Annotated in this window: 11 protein-coding genes; 6 read left to right on the top strand and 5 right to left on the bottom strand. The window is 66.7% G+C overall.

Annotation, left to right across the window (positions count from 1 at the left end):
* Positions 1 to 35 precede the first annotated feature (35 nt).
* Positions 36 to 932 carry a thymidylate synthase gene (locus ABIC16_RS16515; RefSeq protein ID WP_354291896.1) on the bottom strand — a complete coding sequence of 299 codons (897 nt, stop codon included), beginning with the start codon at positions 930 to 932 and terminating at the stop codon, positions 36 to 38.
* A 149-nt stretch (positions 933 to 1,081) separates the two neighbouring features.
* Between ABIC16_RS16515 and ABIC16_RS16510 the strand changes: the two genes are divergently transcribed.
* Positions 1,082 to 1,486 carry a JAB domain-containing protein gene (locus ABIC16_RS16510; protein WP_354291895.1) on the top strand — a complete coding sequence of 135 codons (405 nt, stop codon included), beginning with the start codon at positions 1,082 to 1,084 and terminating at the stop codon, positions 1,484 to 1,486.
* A gap of 5 nt (positions 1,487 to 1,491) precedes the next feature.
* Here the strand turns inward: ABIC16_RS16510 and ABIC16_RS16505 are convergent, their stop codons facing one another.
* From ABIC16_RS16505 to ABIC16_RS16490, 4 genes are all read right to left on the bottom strand, one after another.
* The gene (locus ABIC16_RS16505; protein ID WP_354292362.1) at positions 1,492 to 2,175 is read right to left on the bottom strand and encodes a class I SAM-dependent methyltransferase; all 684 of its coding nucleotides are present in this window, start codon (positions 2,173 to 2,175) and stop codon (positions 1,492 to 1,494) included.
* Between the two features lie 104 nt (positions 2,176 to 2,279).
* Positions 2,280 to 3,407: a peptide chain release factor 2 gene (prfB, locus tag ABIC16_RS16500; protein ID WP_029623721.1), complete on the bottom strand. Its 1,128-nt coding sequence runs from the start codon at positions 3,405 to 3,407 to the stop codon at positions 2,280 to 2,282.
* A 124-nt stretch (positions 3,408 to 3,531) separates the two neighbouring features.
* Positions 3,532 to 6,063 (bottom strand): penicillin-binding protein 1A, encoded by a 2,532-nt coding sequence (locus ABIC16_RS16495; RefSeq protein WP_354291894.1) that lies wholly within the window; start codon positions 6,061 to 6,063, stop codon positions 3,532 to 3,534.
* Positions 6,064 to 6,159: 96 nt separating this feature from the next.
* On the bottom strand, positions 6,160 to 7,128 hold the full coding sequence (locus ABIC16_RS16490; RefSeq protein ID WP_502958324.1) for an N-acetylmuramoyl-L-alanine amidase family protein: 969 nt from the start codon (positions 7,126 to 7,128) through the stop codon (positions 6,160 to 6,162).
* 490 nt (positions 7,129 to 7,618) lie between these two features.
* On the opposite strand from ABIC16_RS16490, the gene ABIC16_RS16485 reads away from it, so the two are divergent.
* From ABIC16_RS16485 to crtY, 5 genes are all read left to right on the top strand, one after another.
* Positions 7,619 to 10,504, top strand: coding sequence for a ribonuclease E/G (locus ABIC16_RS16485; protein ID WP_277967752.1), 2,886 nt, complete (start codon positions 7,619 to 7,621; stop codon positions 10,502 to 10,504).
* 288 nt (positions 10,505 to 10,792) lie between these two features.
* Positions 10,793 to 11,887, top strand: coding sequence for an AI-2E family transporter (locus tag ABIC16_RS16480; protein ID WP_354292360.1), 1,095 nt, complete (start codon positions 10,793 to 10,795; stop codon positions 11,885 to 11,887).
* Positions 11,888 to 12,009: 122 nt separating this feature from the next.
* A complete protein-coding gene (locus ABIC16_RS16475; protein ID WP_277967751.1) occupies positions 12,010 to 13,365 on the top strand; it encodes a M48 family metalloprotease in 1,356 nt (451 codons plus the stop codon).
* A complete protein-coding gene (locus ABIC16_RS16470) occupies positions 13,365 to 14,090 on the top strand; it encodes a DsbA family protein (RefSeq protein ID WP_354291893.1) in 726 nt (241 codons plus the stop codon). Before ABIC16_RS16475 ends, ABIC16_RS16470 begins: the two co-directional genes overlap by 1 nt.
* A 91-nt stretch (positions 14,091 to 14,181) precedes the next feature.
* Positions 14,182 to 15,348: a lycopene beta-cyclase CrtY gene (gene crtY / locus ABIC16_RS16465; protein WP_354291892.1), complete on the top strand. Its 1,167-nt coding sequence runs from the start codon at positions 14,182 to 14,184 to the stop codon at positions 15,346 to 15,348.
* Positions 15,349 to 15,370 lie beyond the last annotated feature (22 nt).

Genomic DNA, 15,370 nt, shown 5'->3' with positions numbered 1-15,370 from the left:
CAAATCCTATGCGTGTTTCCAGTGCAACGGCGCGGCTAGACCGCCACGTCGCCGTGGATCGAGGGATGCGGATCGTAGCCCGTCACTTCGAAATCATCGATCGTGTATCCATCGATCGAATCGGCTTTCCGCACCAGTCTCATCGTCGGCATGGCCCGGGGTTCGCGCGCCAGCTGGGCGCGGACCTGATCGTGATGGTTGTTGTAGATGTGGACGTCGCCCCCCACCCACACTAGCTCCCCGGGCTCCAGGCCCGCTTGCTGTGCCAGCATCAGCAGCAACGCCGCGCCCCCGGTGAAATTGAACGGCGCCCCCAGGAACAGGTCGCACGACCGCTGGAAGATCAGGCAGTTCAGCGCACCGCGCGAACTGACGTGGAACTGATACACCATATGGCACGGCGGCAGCGCCATGCCCGAAATCTCCGCCACGTTCCACGCGTGGAACAGCATCCGGCGGCTTGACGGGTTGGTCCTGAGCGTTTCGATCAGCGTCGCGATCTGATCATGTTCCTGCCCGTCCGACCCCAGCCAGCGCCGCCATTGCTTGCCGTACACCGGGCCCAGATCCCCCCAGCGCGCCGCAAACGCGTCGTCTTCCACGATCCGCTGTTCGAACGCCGCCTGCGCGATCGGATCGCCCGTCTCGCGGCGGTAGCTGGCGAGCGGCCAGTCGGACCAGATCCGGACATTGTCGCGCAACAACGGTTGGATGTTGGTGCCGCCGGTCAGGAACCACAGCATCTCGCGGACCGCGGTCTTCCAATAGACGCGTTTGGTGGTGAGGATCGGCACGTGTCCGCCCGACAGATCGAACCGCACCATCGCGCCGAAGACGGAGCGGGTGCCCACGCCGGTGCGATCCACGCGTTCGTCGCCCCGATCGAGCACGGTCTCGAGCAGGTCGAGATACTGATATTCCGGGTGTCGCATGTCCTGCCTCATTGTCGTGTCGCCGGTCGCCCGTCGGACGACCTAGCATCTTTCCCGCGAGCGGCCAGCGTGGCCTTTGCGGCGGCACACACTCCGTAACGGATAAGGCTCGGCTGGGCGGATGCGGTGGCGCCGCGTCTAGATCGGGGATGATCGCCTATCCTCCAGAAAGGGTCGACGGGGCTGTCGCCGCTGCGCTGCGGCGGCTCGACCGCCACTTCGCGCCGCTTGCCCGCGCGGCGCAGGAGGTTGCGATCCTTGCCTATCTTGATCCGGAATGGAGGGTTCTCGGCATGCGGCACGTCGCTGCGGGGAATGCTGCCTCGCTGGCGCTATCGCTGCGCACCGTGGTGGCCGATGCGATCGCCTTCGATGCCGTGGCCGTCGCAATGGCGCATAACCATCCAAGCGGCGATCCGACCCCAAGCGTCGCGGATTACCAGATCACGCGCCGGCTGGCGGTGACGCTCGACGCAATCGGGGTGCGGCTGGTCGAGCATGTCGTGCTCGCGCGCGGCGGGTGCGACCGGTTCCGCGCGCGCGGGTTGCTATAGCAGGGTCAGGGCATCCGGCAGGGCTTGATCGACGCCGGCTCCGGCCGCGGTCCCTGCGGGCGGAAGGTCGCCAGATAGCCGCCCGCCGAGGGCATGTCGTACGTCCCGACCTGAACATAGCCCACCGCGGCGAATTCGCACCGGAGCAGTGCGGGCGGGGTGCCGTGGTCCTGCGTCCGCCGGTCGGCATCGACCACCACCACCAGCCCGTCGGGGCGCAGCGACGGGCGCAGCCGCCACAGGAATTCGTAAGGCTGCTCGATCTCGTGATACATATGGACCATCACCACGCGGTCGAAGCTCGCGTCGGGCAGCTTCGGGTCGTTCACCGCGCCAAGCCGCACGCTGACCGATTCGAGCCGCTCGCGCGCAACGCGGAGCGCAAGGCTGTCGCGAACCGCGGGGATGATGTCCTCCGCCAGCACGCGGCCTTCCTTGCCGACACGCGCGGCGAGACGGATCGTGTAATAGCCTTCGCCCGCGCCGATGTCGGCGACGGTCATCCCGCGCTTGATCCCGGCCTTGGCCATGACCTCGCTCGCTTCGTTGAGCCGGTCGCGTTCCTCTTCGGTCGACCAGCGCGACGAGACGACCGGCGCGACCGGACGGTCCGGCGCGGGGAAGGGGCCGGCCTTCTCGGTCCGGTCCGGAACACGCGCCGGGCCGCCATCGCACGCGGAGACGAGCATGAAGGCGGCGAGGGCGGCGCGGCGGAGCGATCCACGCTGGCTAATCACCCCGACATACGCCGGGGCGGCACCGCCTAGGAAACCCGAAATGCGCCGTCCCCCCACTATTCGACGTCCTCGACCTCGACCGTCTCGCCCGTGACCCGCTGCGACAGCGCCGCCGCCATGAACGCATCGAGATCGCCGTCGAGCACGTCCGACGGGCTCGACGAGGTGACGCCGGTGCGCAGGTCCTTTACCATCTGGTACGGCTGAAGCACATAAGAGCGGATCTGATGACCCCAGCCGATGTCGGTCTTGCCCGCATTCTCGGCATTGGCGGCAGCTTCGCGGATCGCCAGCTCGCGCTCGTAGAGACGCGCGCGGAGCTGGTTATAGGCTTCGGCCTTGTTCTTGTGCTGCGATCGCTGGTTCTGGCACTGCACCACGATCCCGGTCGGAATGTGCGTGATGCGCACCGCCGAGTCGGTCGTGTTGATGTGCTGCCCGCCCGCACCCGACGCGCGGTACGTGTCGATCCGCAGGTCGCTTTCGTTATACTCGACCTCGATATTGTCATCGACGACCGGGTACACCCACACGCTCGCGAACGAGGTGTGACGGCGTGCGGCGCTGTCATACGGGCTGATCCGGACGAGGCGATGGACCCCGCTCTCGGTCTTGGCATAGCCGTATGCGTTCTCGCCCTTGAGCAGCAGCGTCGCCGACTTGATCCCGGCCTGCTCGCCCGAATGCTGGTCGATCAGCTCGACCTTGAGGCCGTGGCGCTCGCCCCAGCGCGAGTACATCCGGCTGAGCATCCCCGCCCAGTCCTGGCTCTCGGTCCCGCCTGCGCCGGCGTTGACCTCGATATAGGTATCGTTGCCATCGGCTTCGCCCGCGAGCAGCGCCTTGACCTTGTCGGTGTCCGCCCGGCGCGCGAGATCGGCGAGCGCGGCAACGCCTTCGCTCTCCATCTCGGTATCGCCTTCGGCTTCGGCCATTTCGATCAGCTCTGCGGTATCGTTGAGTTCGCTCTCGATCGCGCGCGTCGCGGTGATCGCCTCATCAAGACGCCGCCGCTCGCGCATAACCGCCTGCGCGGCCTTGGGATCGTTCCACAAGGCCTGGTCCTCGACGCGCGCGTTGAGCTCGTCGAGCCGCCGCAGCGCGCGGTCCCAGTCGAGGAACCGGCGGAGCAGCGCGAGCGCGTCCTTGATCGAGTCGATATGAGCCTGCGCTTCAGCGCGCATCGGAAAACCTTCCAGAAAACAGCGTTTCGTCATTCCCGCGGAAGCAGGAACCCATGATTTCGACCGTAAGACGGGCATGGATCCCCGCCAATGCGGGGACGACGTATATGGGCCGGGGGTGGTGCTAGTAAATACCACCCTGTCTTTGCAAGAAATCGCTGTCGCGGCGCGTGTCCTTCTGCGCCTCGGCCGCGGCGCGCGCTTTCGCCGCGGCAGCGGCGGCAGCGACGGGGTCGGGAACGGTCGCGTCGCGGTGGATCACGCGGCGCGGTTCGCTCTCGGGCTTGAACGCTTCCCAGATGACGGGGGCCCTGGGGTCGTCGGTCGGCCATGCACCGAACACCGGACGCCCGCTGCCGCGATCGATCCGCACCATGCGGATTCCGGCAGGCGCGCGGAACGGAATCTTGGGCAGGCCCTCATACGCCTTGACCGCGAACGCCTTGAAGATCGGCGCCGCGACCGTGCCGCCTTGCGCCGCGCCGCCGAGCGAATGCGGCTGATCGTAGCCGATATACAGCCCGCCGATCATCTGCGGCGTGCCGCCGATGAACCACACGTCGGTCGGCCCCGAATTGGTCCCGGTCTTGCCGAACATCGGCCGGTCGAGATCGCGCAGTACGGTCGCGGTGCCGCGCTGGATCACGCCCTCGGCGATGTGGATCATCTGATACGCGCTCATCGCGCTGACGATCTGCTTGCCCCGCACGACCGGGCGCGGCATCGCCTTGCCGTTCCAGTTGGGCGCGTTGCACCGGTCGCACGCGCGCCAGTTCTCGGGCCAGATCACCTTGCCGTGCCGGTCCTGGACGAAATCGACCAGCGAGGACGGATGCGACTGCCCCTGGTTGGCGAGGATCGCATAGGCGTTGACCATCCGCGACACCGTCGTCTCGCCCGCACCGAGCGCATAGGAGAGGTAGGGCGGATATTTGCCGACGCCGATCCGGTCCATCAGTGACACGATCCGCGGCATACCGGTCGTCGCCGCGGTGCGCACCGTCATCAGGTTGCGCGATTGCTCGACGCCCCAGCGCATCGTGTGTGGTCCCGCGCCACGCATGTTGCCGAAGTTGCGGAAGCACTTCTGCCCCAGCCGTGCGCCCTGATAGACGCAGAACGGCCCGTCGACGATGATCGAGGCGGGGGTCATCCCGCCCTCGAGCGCGGCGGCATAGACGATCGGCTTGATCGTCGAGCCCGGCTGGCGCTGCGCTTGGGTGGCGCGGTTGAACGCCTGCAAACGTGAATCGAATCCGCCCTGCATCGCCAGCACGCGGCCGGTCTGCGGTTCCTCGACCACGAACGCGCCCGAGATCTTGGGCACCGACCGCAGCGCGAAGCTGCCGCCTTCGGGCGCGACCGCGATCAGGTCGCCGACCTTGAGCGCGGCATATGCGGTGCCGCCCCCGCCCCGCACCGGCATTTGCGCGGCGGACCGCGGCATCGTTCCGGTCTCACCGTTGGCGAACCCGAGCGTCGCCGCGCTGGTATCGAGCGCGATCACGATCGCGGCGCGCCAGTCGTCGTAATCGACTCCGATGTTCTTGTTGAGAAACGCGCTCTGCCACGCGTCGCCGTCGATCTCGGCATGATCGAGCCGCCCGGACCAGCCGCGTCCGCGATCGAACCGGAGCAGGCCTTCGCGCAGCGCGGTCTGCGCATAATCCTGCATCTTGGGGTCGAGCGAGGTGCGCACCCACAGCCCGCCGGCATAGACGCTGTACGGACCGGTGAGCGCGTCTTCGCCGAATTTGCCCATCAACTGGCGGCGGACTTCCTCGACGAAATAGCCTGCGCCCGCGGTTTCGCGCTTGGGGGTCTGGCGCGGAACGGTGCCGAGCGGTTCGGCCAGCGCGCTATCATGCTGGCTCTGCGTGATGAACCCGTTCTTGAGCATCTCGCGCAGCACATAGGCGCGACGGTCGAGCGCGCGCTGGGTGTGGCGGACCGGATCGTAATTGGACGGACCCTTGGGCAGGATCGCCAGATACGCCATCTGCGCAAGGTCGAGATTGTTCAGATCCTTGCCGAAATAGGCATAGCTCGCCGCCGCCACGCCAAAGGCGTTCCGCCCCAGCGCAATCTGGTTGAGATACAGTTCCAAGATCTGTTTCTTGGTCAGCGCGCCTTCGATCCGGTACGCGAGGATCGCTTCCTTGATCTTGCGGCTGTAATTGGGCGCGTTGCCGATCAGCAAGTTCTTGGCGACCTGTTGCGTGATGGTCGACGCGCCCGCCGGACGACGGCCAGTGCTGAGGTTGCGGAACGCGGCGCCGGCGATCCCGAGATAGTCGACCCCGTGATGTTCGAAGAACGACTTGTCCTCGGCGGCAAGGAACGCCTTCACCAGCATCGGCGGATATTCGGCGTAGCTCAGTTCGACCCGTCGTTCGCGTGCATAGGTGTAGATCGGCGTCCCGTCGTTCCCGCGGACGTTGCTCGGCAAGGGCGGCTCGTAGGTGCGCAGCTTTTCGACCGCGGGCAAGTCGGACGCGAAGACATACCAGCCCACGCCTGCGCCGATGGCGGCAAGACCTGCCAGAATCGCGAGCGTCTTGACCCACCAGCGTTTCCAGGCGCGCCGAAGAAAGCCTTCTGAGCTCCCCTCTTCCCGACGAATACGGAATGTCACGGTGGAGTCGGGCTCGGCCATAAGTCACGAGGCTCTAGCAACTTTCGCGTCGCTTGCCAGCCGCCTTATCCCGCGCAGCCCGATACCCGTCGCATCGCGGGGGTCTGCGTACGTCGTTCAGCGGTTTGCCATGCGCCGCGCGAAGTGGATTTCGACGGCGCGCGCGACGCTTTCCGCGATCCGCTGGCGACCATCCTCGCTGTCGATGAACTCCGCGTCGGCGGGGTTGGAGATATAGCCGGTTTCGAACAGCACCGACGGCATGTCGGGCGCCTTCAATACCATCAGCGATGCCATCCGGTGGAAATTGGGTTTGAGCGGGACGCGATCGCGCGCCTCGCGGCCGAGCAGCCGCGCGAACCCCGCCGACGCGTTCATCGTCTCGCGCTGGGTCAGGTCGATCAGGATCGAGGAGATGTCCGCGTTGGTCGACGCGAGATTGACGCCCGCGATGATGTCGGACTTGTTCTCACGCGCCGCCAGCCGGGCGGACTCGCGGTCGGAGGCGACCTCGGACAGGGTGTAGACCGACGCTCCCGTGGCCGCGCCCGAGCCGACGCTGTCGCAATGGATCGAGATGAACAGCGCTCCTCCCAGCCGCCGCGCGATCCCGTAGCGTTCGCGCAGGATCAGGAATCGATCATCCTCGCGCGTCAACGCGACCCGGACGCGCCCGGCGCGGACCAGTTCGTCGCGGATCGCGCGCGCGATCTTGAGCGTCACGTCCTTTTCGCGCCGCCCGTCGATCGGCGAGATCGCGCCGGGGTCCATGCCCCCGTGCCCCGCATCGATCACGACCAGCGGGCGACGCTCGTCCTCGCCATAAATCCGCGGCAGCCTCCCGCGACGCTGCGGTGCTGGCCGGGGGAGGGCTGCAGCGGATCGGCGGGTCGCTGGCATTTTCGGCGTCGTGGTCTTGATCGCGGTGGCCGGAACACGATCTGTCTCTTGTGCGGTTGCCTCGGCAATCGCAGGCGCCGTCCCCAGGCTGATCGTCGCCACGCAGAAACCGGCGGTAAACGTGCGACGAACGGCTCGAAAAGGGCTGCCAGCGGGTGCAAACCTGGCACGGATCGACGCAAACATGGCAGAAAACACCTGCACCAAGCGCACTACGCACACCTTCTCGGATCCCCCGACGACCATTTCGCGGGTGATAGCGCACAAACGTTAACGTGTCGTCCAACCATAGAATTACCCGATATCGTCGCTAAACGTGCCGGTTGCTGCGCGCGCAGGTCGGTGCTAGGCAATAACCAGTACCTGATCGTTACCCAAGTAACGGATGCGACAGGTCCACTCGGCCGCCCCGGTGTTCTCTGGCCGCGGCCTATCCAGGTTGACGTTCGCATGATGCATGGTTCCCGTTTCTCGTTTCCCCCGGTTGCTACCGGCGGGAACGCGACTGCGCGGGATGCCCAGGGCCGGAAGGCCGGGCATGCAGAGCGAACAGAGGCGATTTTAGCAACCCACCGCGCGAGCGAAACCGGCGGCGTTACCGCCCCTCGCTCCGCGTACCTTTATTTCGCGCGGCTAGCGCCATGGCGCAGCCGGCCGCGTGTCCGGAGATATTTACATGACCACGCGTATGCTGATCGACGCACGGCACCGGGAAGAAACCCGTGTTGCCGTCGTCAAGGGAAACCGGATCGAAGAGTTTGATTTCGAATCCGCTGAGCGCAAGCAGCTCAAGGGGAACATCTATCTGGCCAAGGTGACGCGCGTCGAGCCGTCGCTCCAGGCCGCGTTTATCGATTACGGTGGCAACCGCCACGGCTTCCTCGCTTTCAGCGAAATCCACCCCGATTATTACCAGATCCCCAAGGAGGATCGCGACGCGCTCCTGCGCGAAGAGGCCGAGCATGCTGCTGAAGAAGCAGCCTTGCGCGCCCAGCAGGACGCCGAGGACGATCTGGAAGCCGACGACGAAGGCTTCGAGCCCGACGAGGATGCGATCGAGCGGTTCGAGGATGATGGCGAGCACGACGCGGACGAGATCGTCCCTGATCGCGAAGTCGCGTCCGAAGGCGAAAACCCCGGCGAGGGCCGTGGCCGTCGCCGCCGCAAGCGCTCGGCATCGGACGATGCCGCCGACGATCTTCGCGAGCGTCGCACCAACCTGCGCCACCGCTACAAGATCCAGGACGTCATTCGTCGCCGCCAGGTGCTGCTCGTCCAGGTCGTCAAGGAAGAACGCGGCAACAAGGGTGCCGCGCTGACGACCTATCTGTCGCTGGCGGGTCGCTATTGCGTGCTGATGCCCAACACGTCGCACGGCGGCGGCATCAGCCGCAAGATTTCGAACGCGGGCGATCGCAAGCGTCTGAAGTCGATCATGGCGGACATGAAGCTGCCCCCGTCGATGGGCTGCATCGTGCGGACCGCAGGGCTCCAGCGCACGCGTCAGGAGATCAAGCGCGACTTCGATTATCTCGCCCGGCTGTGGGACGGGATTCGCGAGGCGACGCTGTCCTCGTCCGCGCCGGCGCTGGTGTACGGCGACAGCGACCTGATGAAGCGCGCGATCCGCGACATCTACAATCGCGAGATCGACGAAGTCATCGTCGAGGGCACCGAAGGCTATCAGCACGCCAAGGATTTCATGCGCTTGCTGATGCCGAGCCATGCGCGCAAGGTAAAGCATTACAGCGACCCCGTGCCGCTGTTCCAGCGCGCGGGCGTCGAGGAGCAGCTCTCCGCGATGTATCACCCGGTGGTCCAGCTCAAGTCGGGCGGCTATCTGGTGATCAACCCGACCGAGGCTTTGGTGTCGATCGACATCAACTCGGGACGTTCGACTCGCGAGCATTCGATCGAGCAGACCGCGACCGCGACCAACCTCGAGGCCGCTGCCGAGATCGCGCGCCAGTTGCGCCTGCGCGACATGGCGGGTCTCGTCGTGATCGACTTCATCGACATGGATAACGGCTCGAACGTCCGCAAGGTCGAGAAGGCGATGAAGGAAGCGCTCAAGAACGATCGCGCGCGGATCCAGATCGGTCGCATCTCGTCGTTCGGCCTGATGGAAATGAGCCGCCAGCGCCTGCGCACCGGCGTGCTCGAGGCATCGACCCGTCCGTGCCCGCATTGCGAGGGCTCGGGCTTTGTCCGTACCGCTTCGTCGTCGGGCCTGTCGGCGCTGCGTCTGCTCGAGGACGAAGCCGCGCAAGGTCGCGGATCGCAGCTGTTGCTCCGCGCGAGCCAGGAAGCGGCCTTCTACCTGCTCAACCGCAAGCGCGCCGAACTCGCCGAGATCGAGGAACGCTACGGCGTGATGATCGAAGTCTCGCCCGACGGCGAGCAGGAAGGCGCGCGTATGTCGGTCGAGGTCTCCGGACCGCCGCCCGCCTACACGCCGCGCTTCGATGCGCCGATCGAGGACATCGAAGAGGACATCGCCGACGAGGAGTATGAGGACGAGGTCGACGACGTCGTCGAGGAAGAGGAAGAGCCCAAGGCGGCGCGCGAACCGCGCGAGCGTCCGGAGCGGACCGAGCGGGCGGGCGACGACGAGGGTGGTTCGCGCCGCCGCCGCCGCCGTCGCGGGCGTCGCGGTCGCAATCGTCCCGAGGGGGAGGGCGAGGTCGAGGGTTCGCCCGACGGCGAAGCCATGGCGGACACCGACGAGGATCGCGGCGACGCGGTGTCGGAAGCGTCCGATGTCGCCGAGCTGCTCGGTGCCGACATCATGCCCGAGTCCGATGGTGACGAAACGGCTGCGAGCGCCGAAGGCGATGCCGCGGCAGGTGAGGGCGGCAAGCGCCGTCGCGGTCGTCGCGGTCGTCGCGGCGGTCGTCGTGCAGAGGGCGAGCAGGCTGCGGTCGAGCCGTCGAGCGATGCCGCTGCTGAGGAAGCCCAGCCGGTCGAAGTTGCTGCGGAATTGCCCGCGGTCGACGTCGAGACGATGGTTGCGCTGACTGAGGCGGAAGCACCGGCTGAGCCTGTGCTCGAGGAAGAGGCGCCCAAGAAGGGCCGTCGTCGTCCGAAGGCCCGCAAGCCCGACGCTGACGCCAAGCCCGCAGCCAAGGCTGCAGCGGTCGAAGCGCCGGTCGCCGAGACCCCGGTGGTCGAGGCTCCCGCCGTCGACGCCGAGGCCGATGCCAAGCCGAAGCGCCGTCGCACCAAGAAGGCCGTCGCCCCCGAGGCTCCCGCGGAAGCCGTCGTCGAAGCGCCGGTCGCGACCGTCGCCGAGGAAGCGCCTGCCAAGCCCAAGCGCACGCGGCGTCCCAAGGCGAAGGCCGAAGTCGTTGCCGAAGCACCAGTCGCGGACAGCGCCCCGGCGATTGACCCGGTCGTAGCGGTCGAATCGACCCCGGCGATCGAGCCTGCCCCGGAAGCCACCGCGCCCGCCGCGGACAGCGACCGTGCAGCGCCGGCCCCCGCGCCGACCGCGATCGATCCCGATCCGGGCGAAGCCGGCACGCCGCGTCGCGGTTGGTGGCAGCGCACGTTCGGCGCGTGACTCTGACCCCGCGTCCTCCGGCATCGTGCCGGGGGACGCGGGGGCTTCCCAGCGAGTCGGCGACGACACGCTGCTGATATTGCACCGTTCCGGTCCGCCGCGGTTTTGCCTGAGGGGCGTCTCGCGCCGAACGCGTGCCGCATGCGGCGACAGGCCAACCTCCCGCGCCAATCTCCCTGCTAGCATTGCATCTTAAGCATGACCGCTTCGCGTGGAGCGATTTGCACGGTTGAGAGTTTCACCCCCGCAACGACCCAGACGGTTGCCCGGCTCGGTGTGCTCGTTTTCATGTTCAAGGATAAGACAATCGCTATCGAACGGCAGCGCGTGGAAAATGGCGGACTTATTGTCTTCCTCGTCCTGATCACCATCGCGCTGGGGCTGGTCGTGACCAGCTTTCTGGGCGCGTTGCTCTGGGCGACACTGGCGGCGATCCTGTTCCAGCCGTTGTTCCAGCGGCTGCTCGCGCGCTGGCCCGGGCGACGCAACCGCGCGGCGCTTGTCGCACTGCTGATCATCACGGTGGCGGTGATCATCCCGGCGTTGATCGTGGGCAGCATGATTATTGATCAGGCTGCCGGCGTTTATGGTCAGTTCCGCGCCGGAAAGATCAATGTCGCGTCCTATTTCGAGCAGGTTCACGACGCTTTGCCGCAGCGTTTGCAGCAGATGCTCGACAGCAGCGGGTTTGGCAGCTTCGAACGCGCGCAAGCGCAGATATCGGAAGCGGTCTCCAACAGTGCAAGCATGCTGGCGGGGCGCGCGTTCTCGATCGGCGCGAACGCCGCGGCATTCCTGCTGGCGTTCGGTGTCGGGCTGTATGTCACCTTCTTCCTGCTGCGCGACGGCGAGCGGCTTGGCCCGGCGGTCATGCGCGCGCTGCCGCTCGAACGGGACGTGGCACAGCGGTTGACCGATAAGTTCGTGGCGGTCGCGCGCGCGACGATCAAGGGGTCGGTTGTCGTGGCGCTGGTGCAGGGCGCGCTCGGCGCGATCACCTTCTGGATCGTCGGGCTACCCGCGGCATTGCTGTGGGGCGTGCTGATGGCGATCGCCGCCTTGCTGCCCGCGATCGGTCCGGCGATCATCTGGGGGCCGGTCGCGATCTATCTGTTCGCGACGGGTGCGATCTGGCAGGCCTGCGTGGTGATCGTATCCGGGGTGGTGGTGATCGGCCTCGTCGACAACATCCTGCGGCCGATCCTCGTCGGGCGCGACACCGGCATTCCGGACTGGCTGGTCCTGGTGACGACATTGGGCGGGATCGAACTGGTCGGGCTGAGCGGGATCGTCGTCGGCCCGATCGTCGGCGCGCTGTTCCTGACCGGATGGAGCGTCCTGACCGAGAAGCGGCTGGGCGCAGACGCAGCGGGTACACCATAACGCCATCGTGCCGCGCGGCTTGCGCGCTGGTCCGGCGCTCCCTGGCTTCACCCGCCGTTCAGCCCGCTGCGCGCAGTGCCGCCACGGTTGCCCGCACGCGCAAACTCGGGGATAGGAGAAGCATGAAGCGGTACATCGCGGGACTCGCGGCCTCCCTCCTGCTCCTCGCACAACCGGCAACAGCACAGTCGATCCTGCGCGATGCCGAGACCGAAGCGATGTTCAACGACATGGCGCTGCCGCTGGTCAAGGCGGCGGGACTGTCGCCCGCGGCGGTCAAGGTCGTCCTGATCAACGACGATTCGGTCAACGCCTTCACCGCGGGCGGGCAGACGATCTACGTCCATTCGGGGCTGATCCAGGCCGCCGACAACGCCAATCAGGTCCAGGGCGTGATCGCGCACGAGCTCGGCCACGTTGCCGACGGGCATGTCGTGCTGATGGACGGCGGCGCACGCCCCGCGATGGGCATTTCGATCCTCAGCATGGTGCTCGGCGTTGCGGCGATCGCGGCGGGCGCGCCCGAGGCGGGGGCGGGAATCCTGTCGGCGGGCACCAGCGCGGCGCAGGGCAAGTTCCTCGCCTATACGCGCGTCCAGGAGTCGACCGCCGATGCGACCGGCGCGAAATTTCTCCGCGAATCCGGGATTAGCGGGAAGGGCATGCTGACCTTCTTCAAGAAATTGCAGAACGAGGAATATGCCTACGGGCTGAACAACATCGACCCGTTCGCGCAGAGCCACCCGCTGTCGGGCGAACGCATCGCCAACCTGACCGCCGACGTCCAGGCTTCGCCTGCGTATAACAATCGGCCCGATCCCGGGCTCGAGGAACGCTTCAAGCGGGTGAAGGCCAAGCTGATGGGCTATGTCGCCGACCCCAAGGCGACGCTGAACAAATATCCCGAGCAGGACCAGAGCGTCTATGCGCATTATGCGCGGGCGTACGCCTGGCATAAATCCGGCTATCCGCAGAAGGCCGATGCGGAGGCCGCTGCGCTCATCAAGACCGCGCCGCATGACCCGTATTTCCTCGAGATCCAGGGCCAGATCCTGCTCGAGGCGGGCAAGCCGAGCGAGGCGCTTGCGCCGCTGCGCGAGGCGACAGACCTGTCGCGCAACAGCCCGCTGATCGCGACCACCTTCGGCCACGCGCTGATCGCGACCGAGGACAAGGCCAATTATCCCGAGGCGATCAAGGTGCTGCGCCAGGCGGTCGCGCGTGACGACGACAATCCGTTCGCCTGGTATCAGCTCGGTACCGTCTACGAGGCGTCGGGCGACCAGACCCGCGCGCTGCTCGCGACCGCCGAGCAGGCCAGCCTGACCGGCGACCAACGCACCGCTGCCTATAGCGCGCGTGGCGCGATGGCGGGCCTGCCGCCCAATTCGACCGACTGGATCCGCGCGCAAGACATTGCCATGGCCGCGCAGAACGAGATGTCGGACAACCCCAAGAAATACAAGAAAAGACGCTGATGCGCCCTTATGCAGGTTCCTTCGCGGTGGCGTTCGTCGCCGCCATCCTCGGCGCGGCGACGTTCTGGGCGCTCGCCCGGTTCGTCCCCGCAAACTCGCCCGATGCAGCACGGACCGAGCAGGTGGTGCACGATTATCTGCTGCGCCATCCCGAGATCATCCCGCAAGCGATGGACGCGTTGCGCGACCGCGCACATGCCGACGTCATCTCGGCGAACCGCGACGCGATCCTGAAACCGTTCGGCAGCGCCTGGATGGGCAGCGCCAATCCCGACGTCACGTTGGTCGAATATTATGACTATAATTGCGGCTATTGCCGTGCCAGCCTCCCGACGATCGCGGCGCTGCTCAAGAGCGACCCCAAGCTTCGCGTGGTGTTCCGCGAATTCCCGGTGCTGAGCGATGCGAGCGTCGACGCAGCGCGCATGAGCCTTGCCGCCGCGCAGCAGGGCAAGTTCAAGGCATTCCACGACGCGCTCTACGCGGCGGGCCCGGTGTCGCGCGAGACGATCACCGCATCCGCCAAGGCGGCGGGCGTCGACCTTGCCAAGGCGGCAGCGTTCGCTCCGCAGGCCGAGGAGCAGATCGCCTCCAACATGGGCATCGCACGGCAATTGGGGCTTACGGGGACGCCGAGCTGGGTGATCGGCAACAGCGTGGTGTCCTCCGCGCTGACGCTGGAAGCGTTGCAAAAGGCGGTCGCCGAAGCCCGCGCGGCGAAATAGCCACGGCGTATTGCGTGCCGCACCAGCCGCTACTTTCTGGTATGGTCAGCGGATAAGCCATCGGTCGGGATGGCCACGCGAGGGGGCGCCGTTGGTCTTCGATATCGTACTCGTCGGGGGCGGTCTGTCGAACGGCCTGATCGCGCTGCGGCTGGCACAGCTTCGTCCCGAGATTTCGGTCGCGATCGTCGAGGCGGGGGATACGATCGGCGGCGATCATATCTGGTCCTCGTTCGACGACGACATGGAGCCCGAGCAGCGGCGCTGGACCAATCCGCTGATCGCCTATCGCTGGGACGAATACACCGTCCGCTTTCCCAAGCGCGTGCGGAGGATCCGCGCCGGGTATCGCACTGCAACGAGCGTGCTGCTCGACACCGCGGTGCGCGCGGCGGTGCCACCCGATCACATCCTGACTGGAACGCGCGTGGTCGCGCTGGAGGCGACCTCGGTCACGCTGGCGGACCAGCGGGTGCTCCGGAGCAAGGCGGTGATCGACGGACGCGGTCTTCCGCGCGATCATCCGCTCGACCTGCGCTGGCAGAAGTTCGTCGGGCTCGAACTGGAACTGGAAGCGGATCACGGGCTGTCGGGCCCGATCGTGATGGACGCCACCGTCGCGCAGAAGGACGGCTATCGCTTCGTCTACACGCTCCCGTTCGGCCCGCGTCGCCTGCTGGTCGAGGATACCTATTTCAGCGATGATGCCGATCTGGCGAACGACGCGGTGCGTGCGCGCGTGCTCGCCTATGCCGCCGCGCAAGGCTGGCGTGTCGCCAGCATCGTCCGCACCGAAGCGGGGGTGTTGCCGATGGCGATCGGCGGGGACGCGGCGGACCTGTGGGACACGGCACCCGAGGGCGTCACGCTGTCCGGGCTCCGCGCGGGGCTGTTCCAACCGGCGACCGGCTACAGCTTTCCCGACGCGGTGCGGACCGCTGACCTGATCGCCGCCCTCGACGTGATCGATGGCACCACGATCCATGCGGCGCAGCGCCGCCATAGCGAAACCGCCTGGCGCGCGCGCGGCTTCTATCGCTTTCTCAACGCAATGATGTTCCTCGGGGCAGATCCGCAAGAACGCTATCGCGTCATCGAGCGTTTCTACGGCCTGCGACCGGCGCTTGTCCGCCGCTTCTATGCGGGGCGTTCCACGCGGCTGGACAAGATCCGGACGCTGGTCGGCAAGCCGCCGATCCCGCTGGGACGCGCGATCGCCATCAGCCTGTCGGTCCTGCGTCGTCGGATCGGGCGCTGAAGCGCGGCGCATCTAAGCCTGC

It is taken from the genome of Sphingomonas sp. PvP055 (assembly GCF_040546365.1).
Lineage (GTDB): Bacteria > Pseudomonadota > Alphaproteobacteria > Sphingomonadales > Sphingomonadaceae > Sphingomonas > Sphingomonas echinoides_A.
The sequence above is the reverse complement of the archived record's forward strand: the minus strand, read 5'-3'. Positions and strand labels throughout refer to the sequence as shown.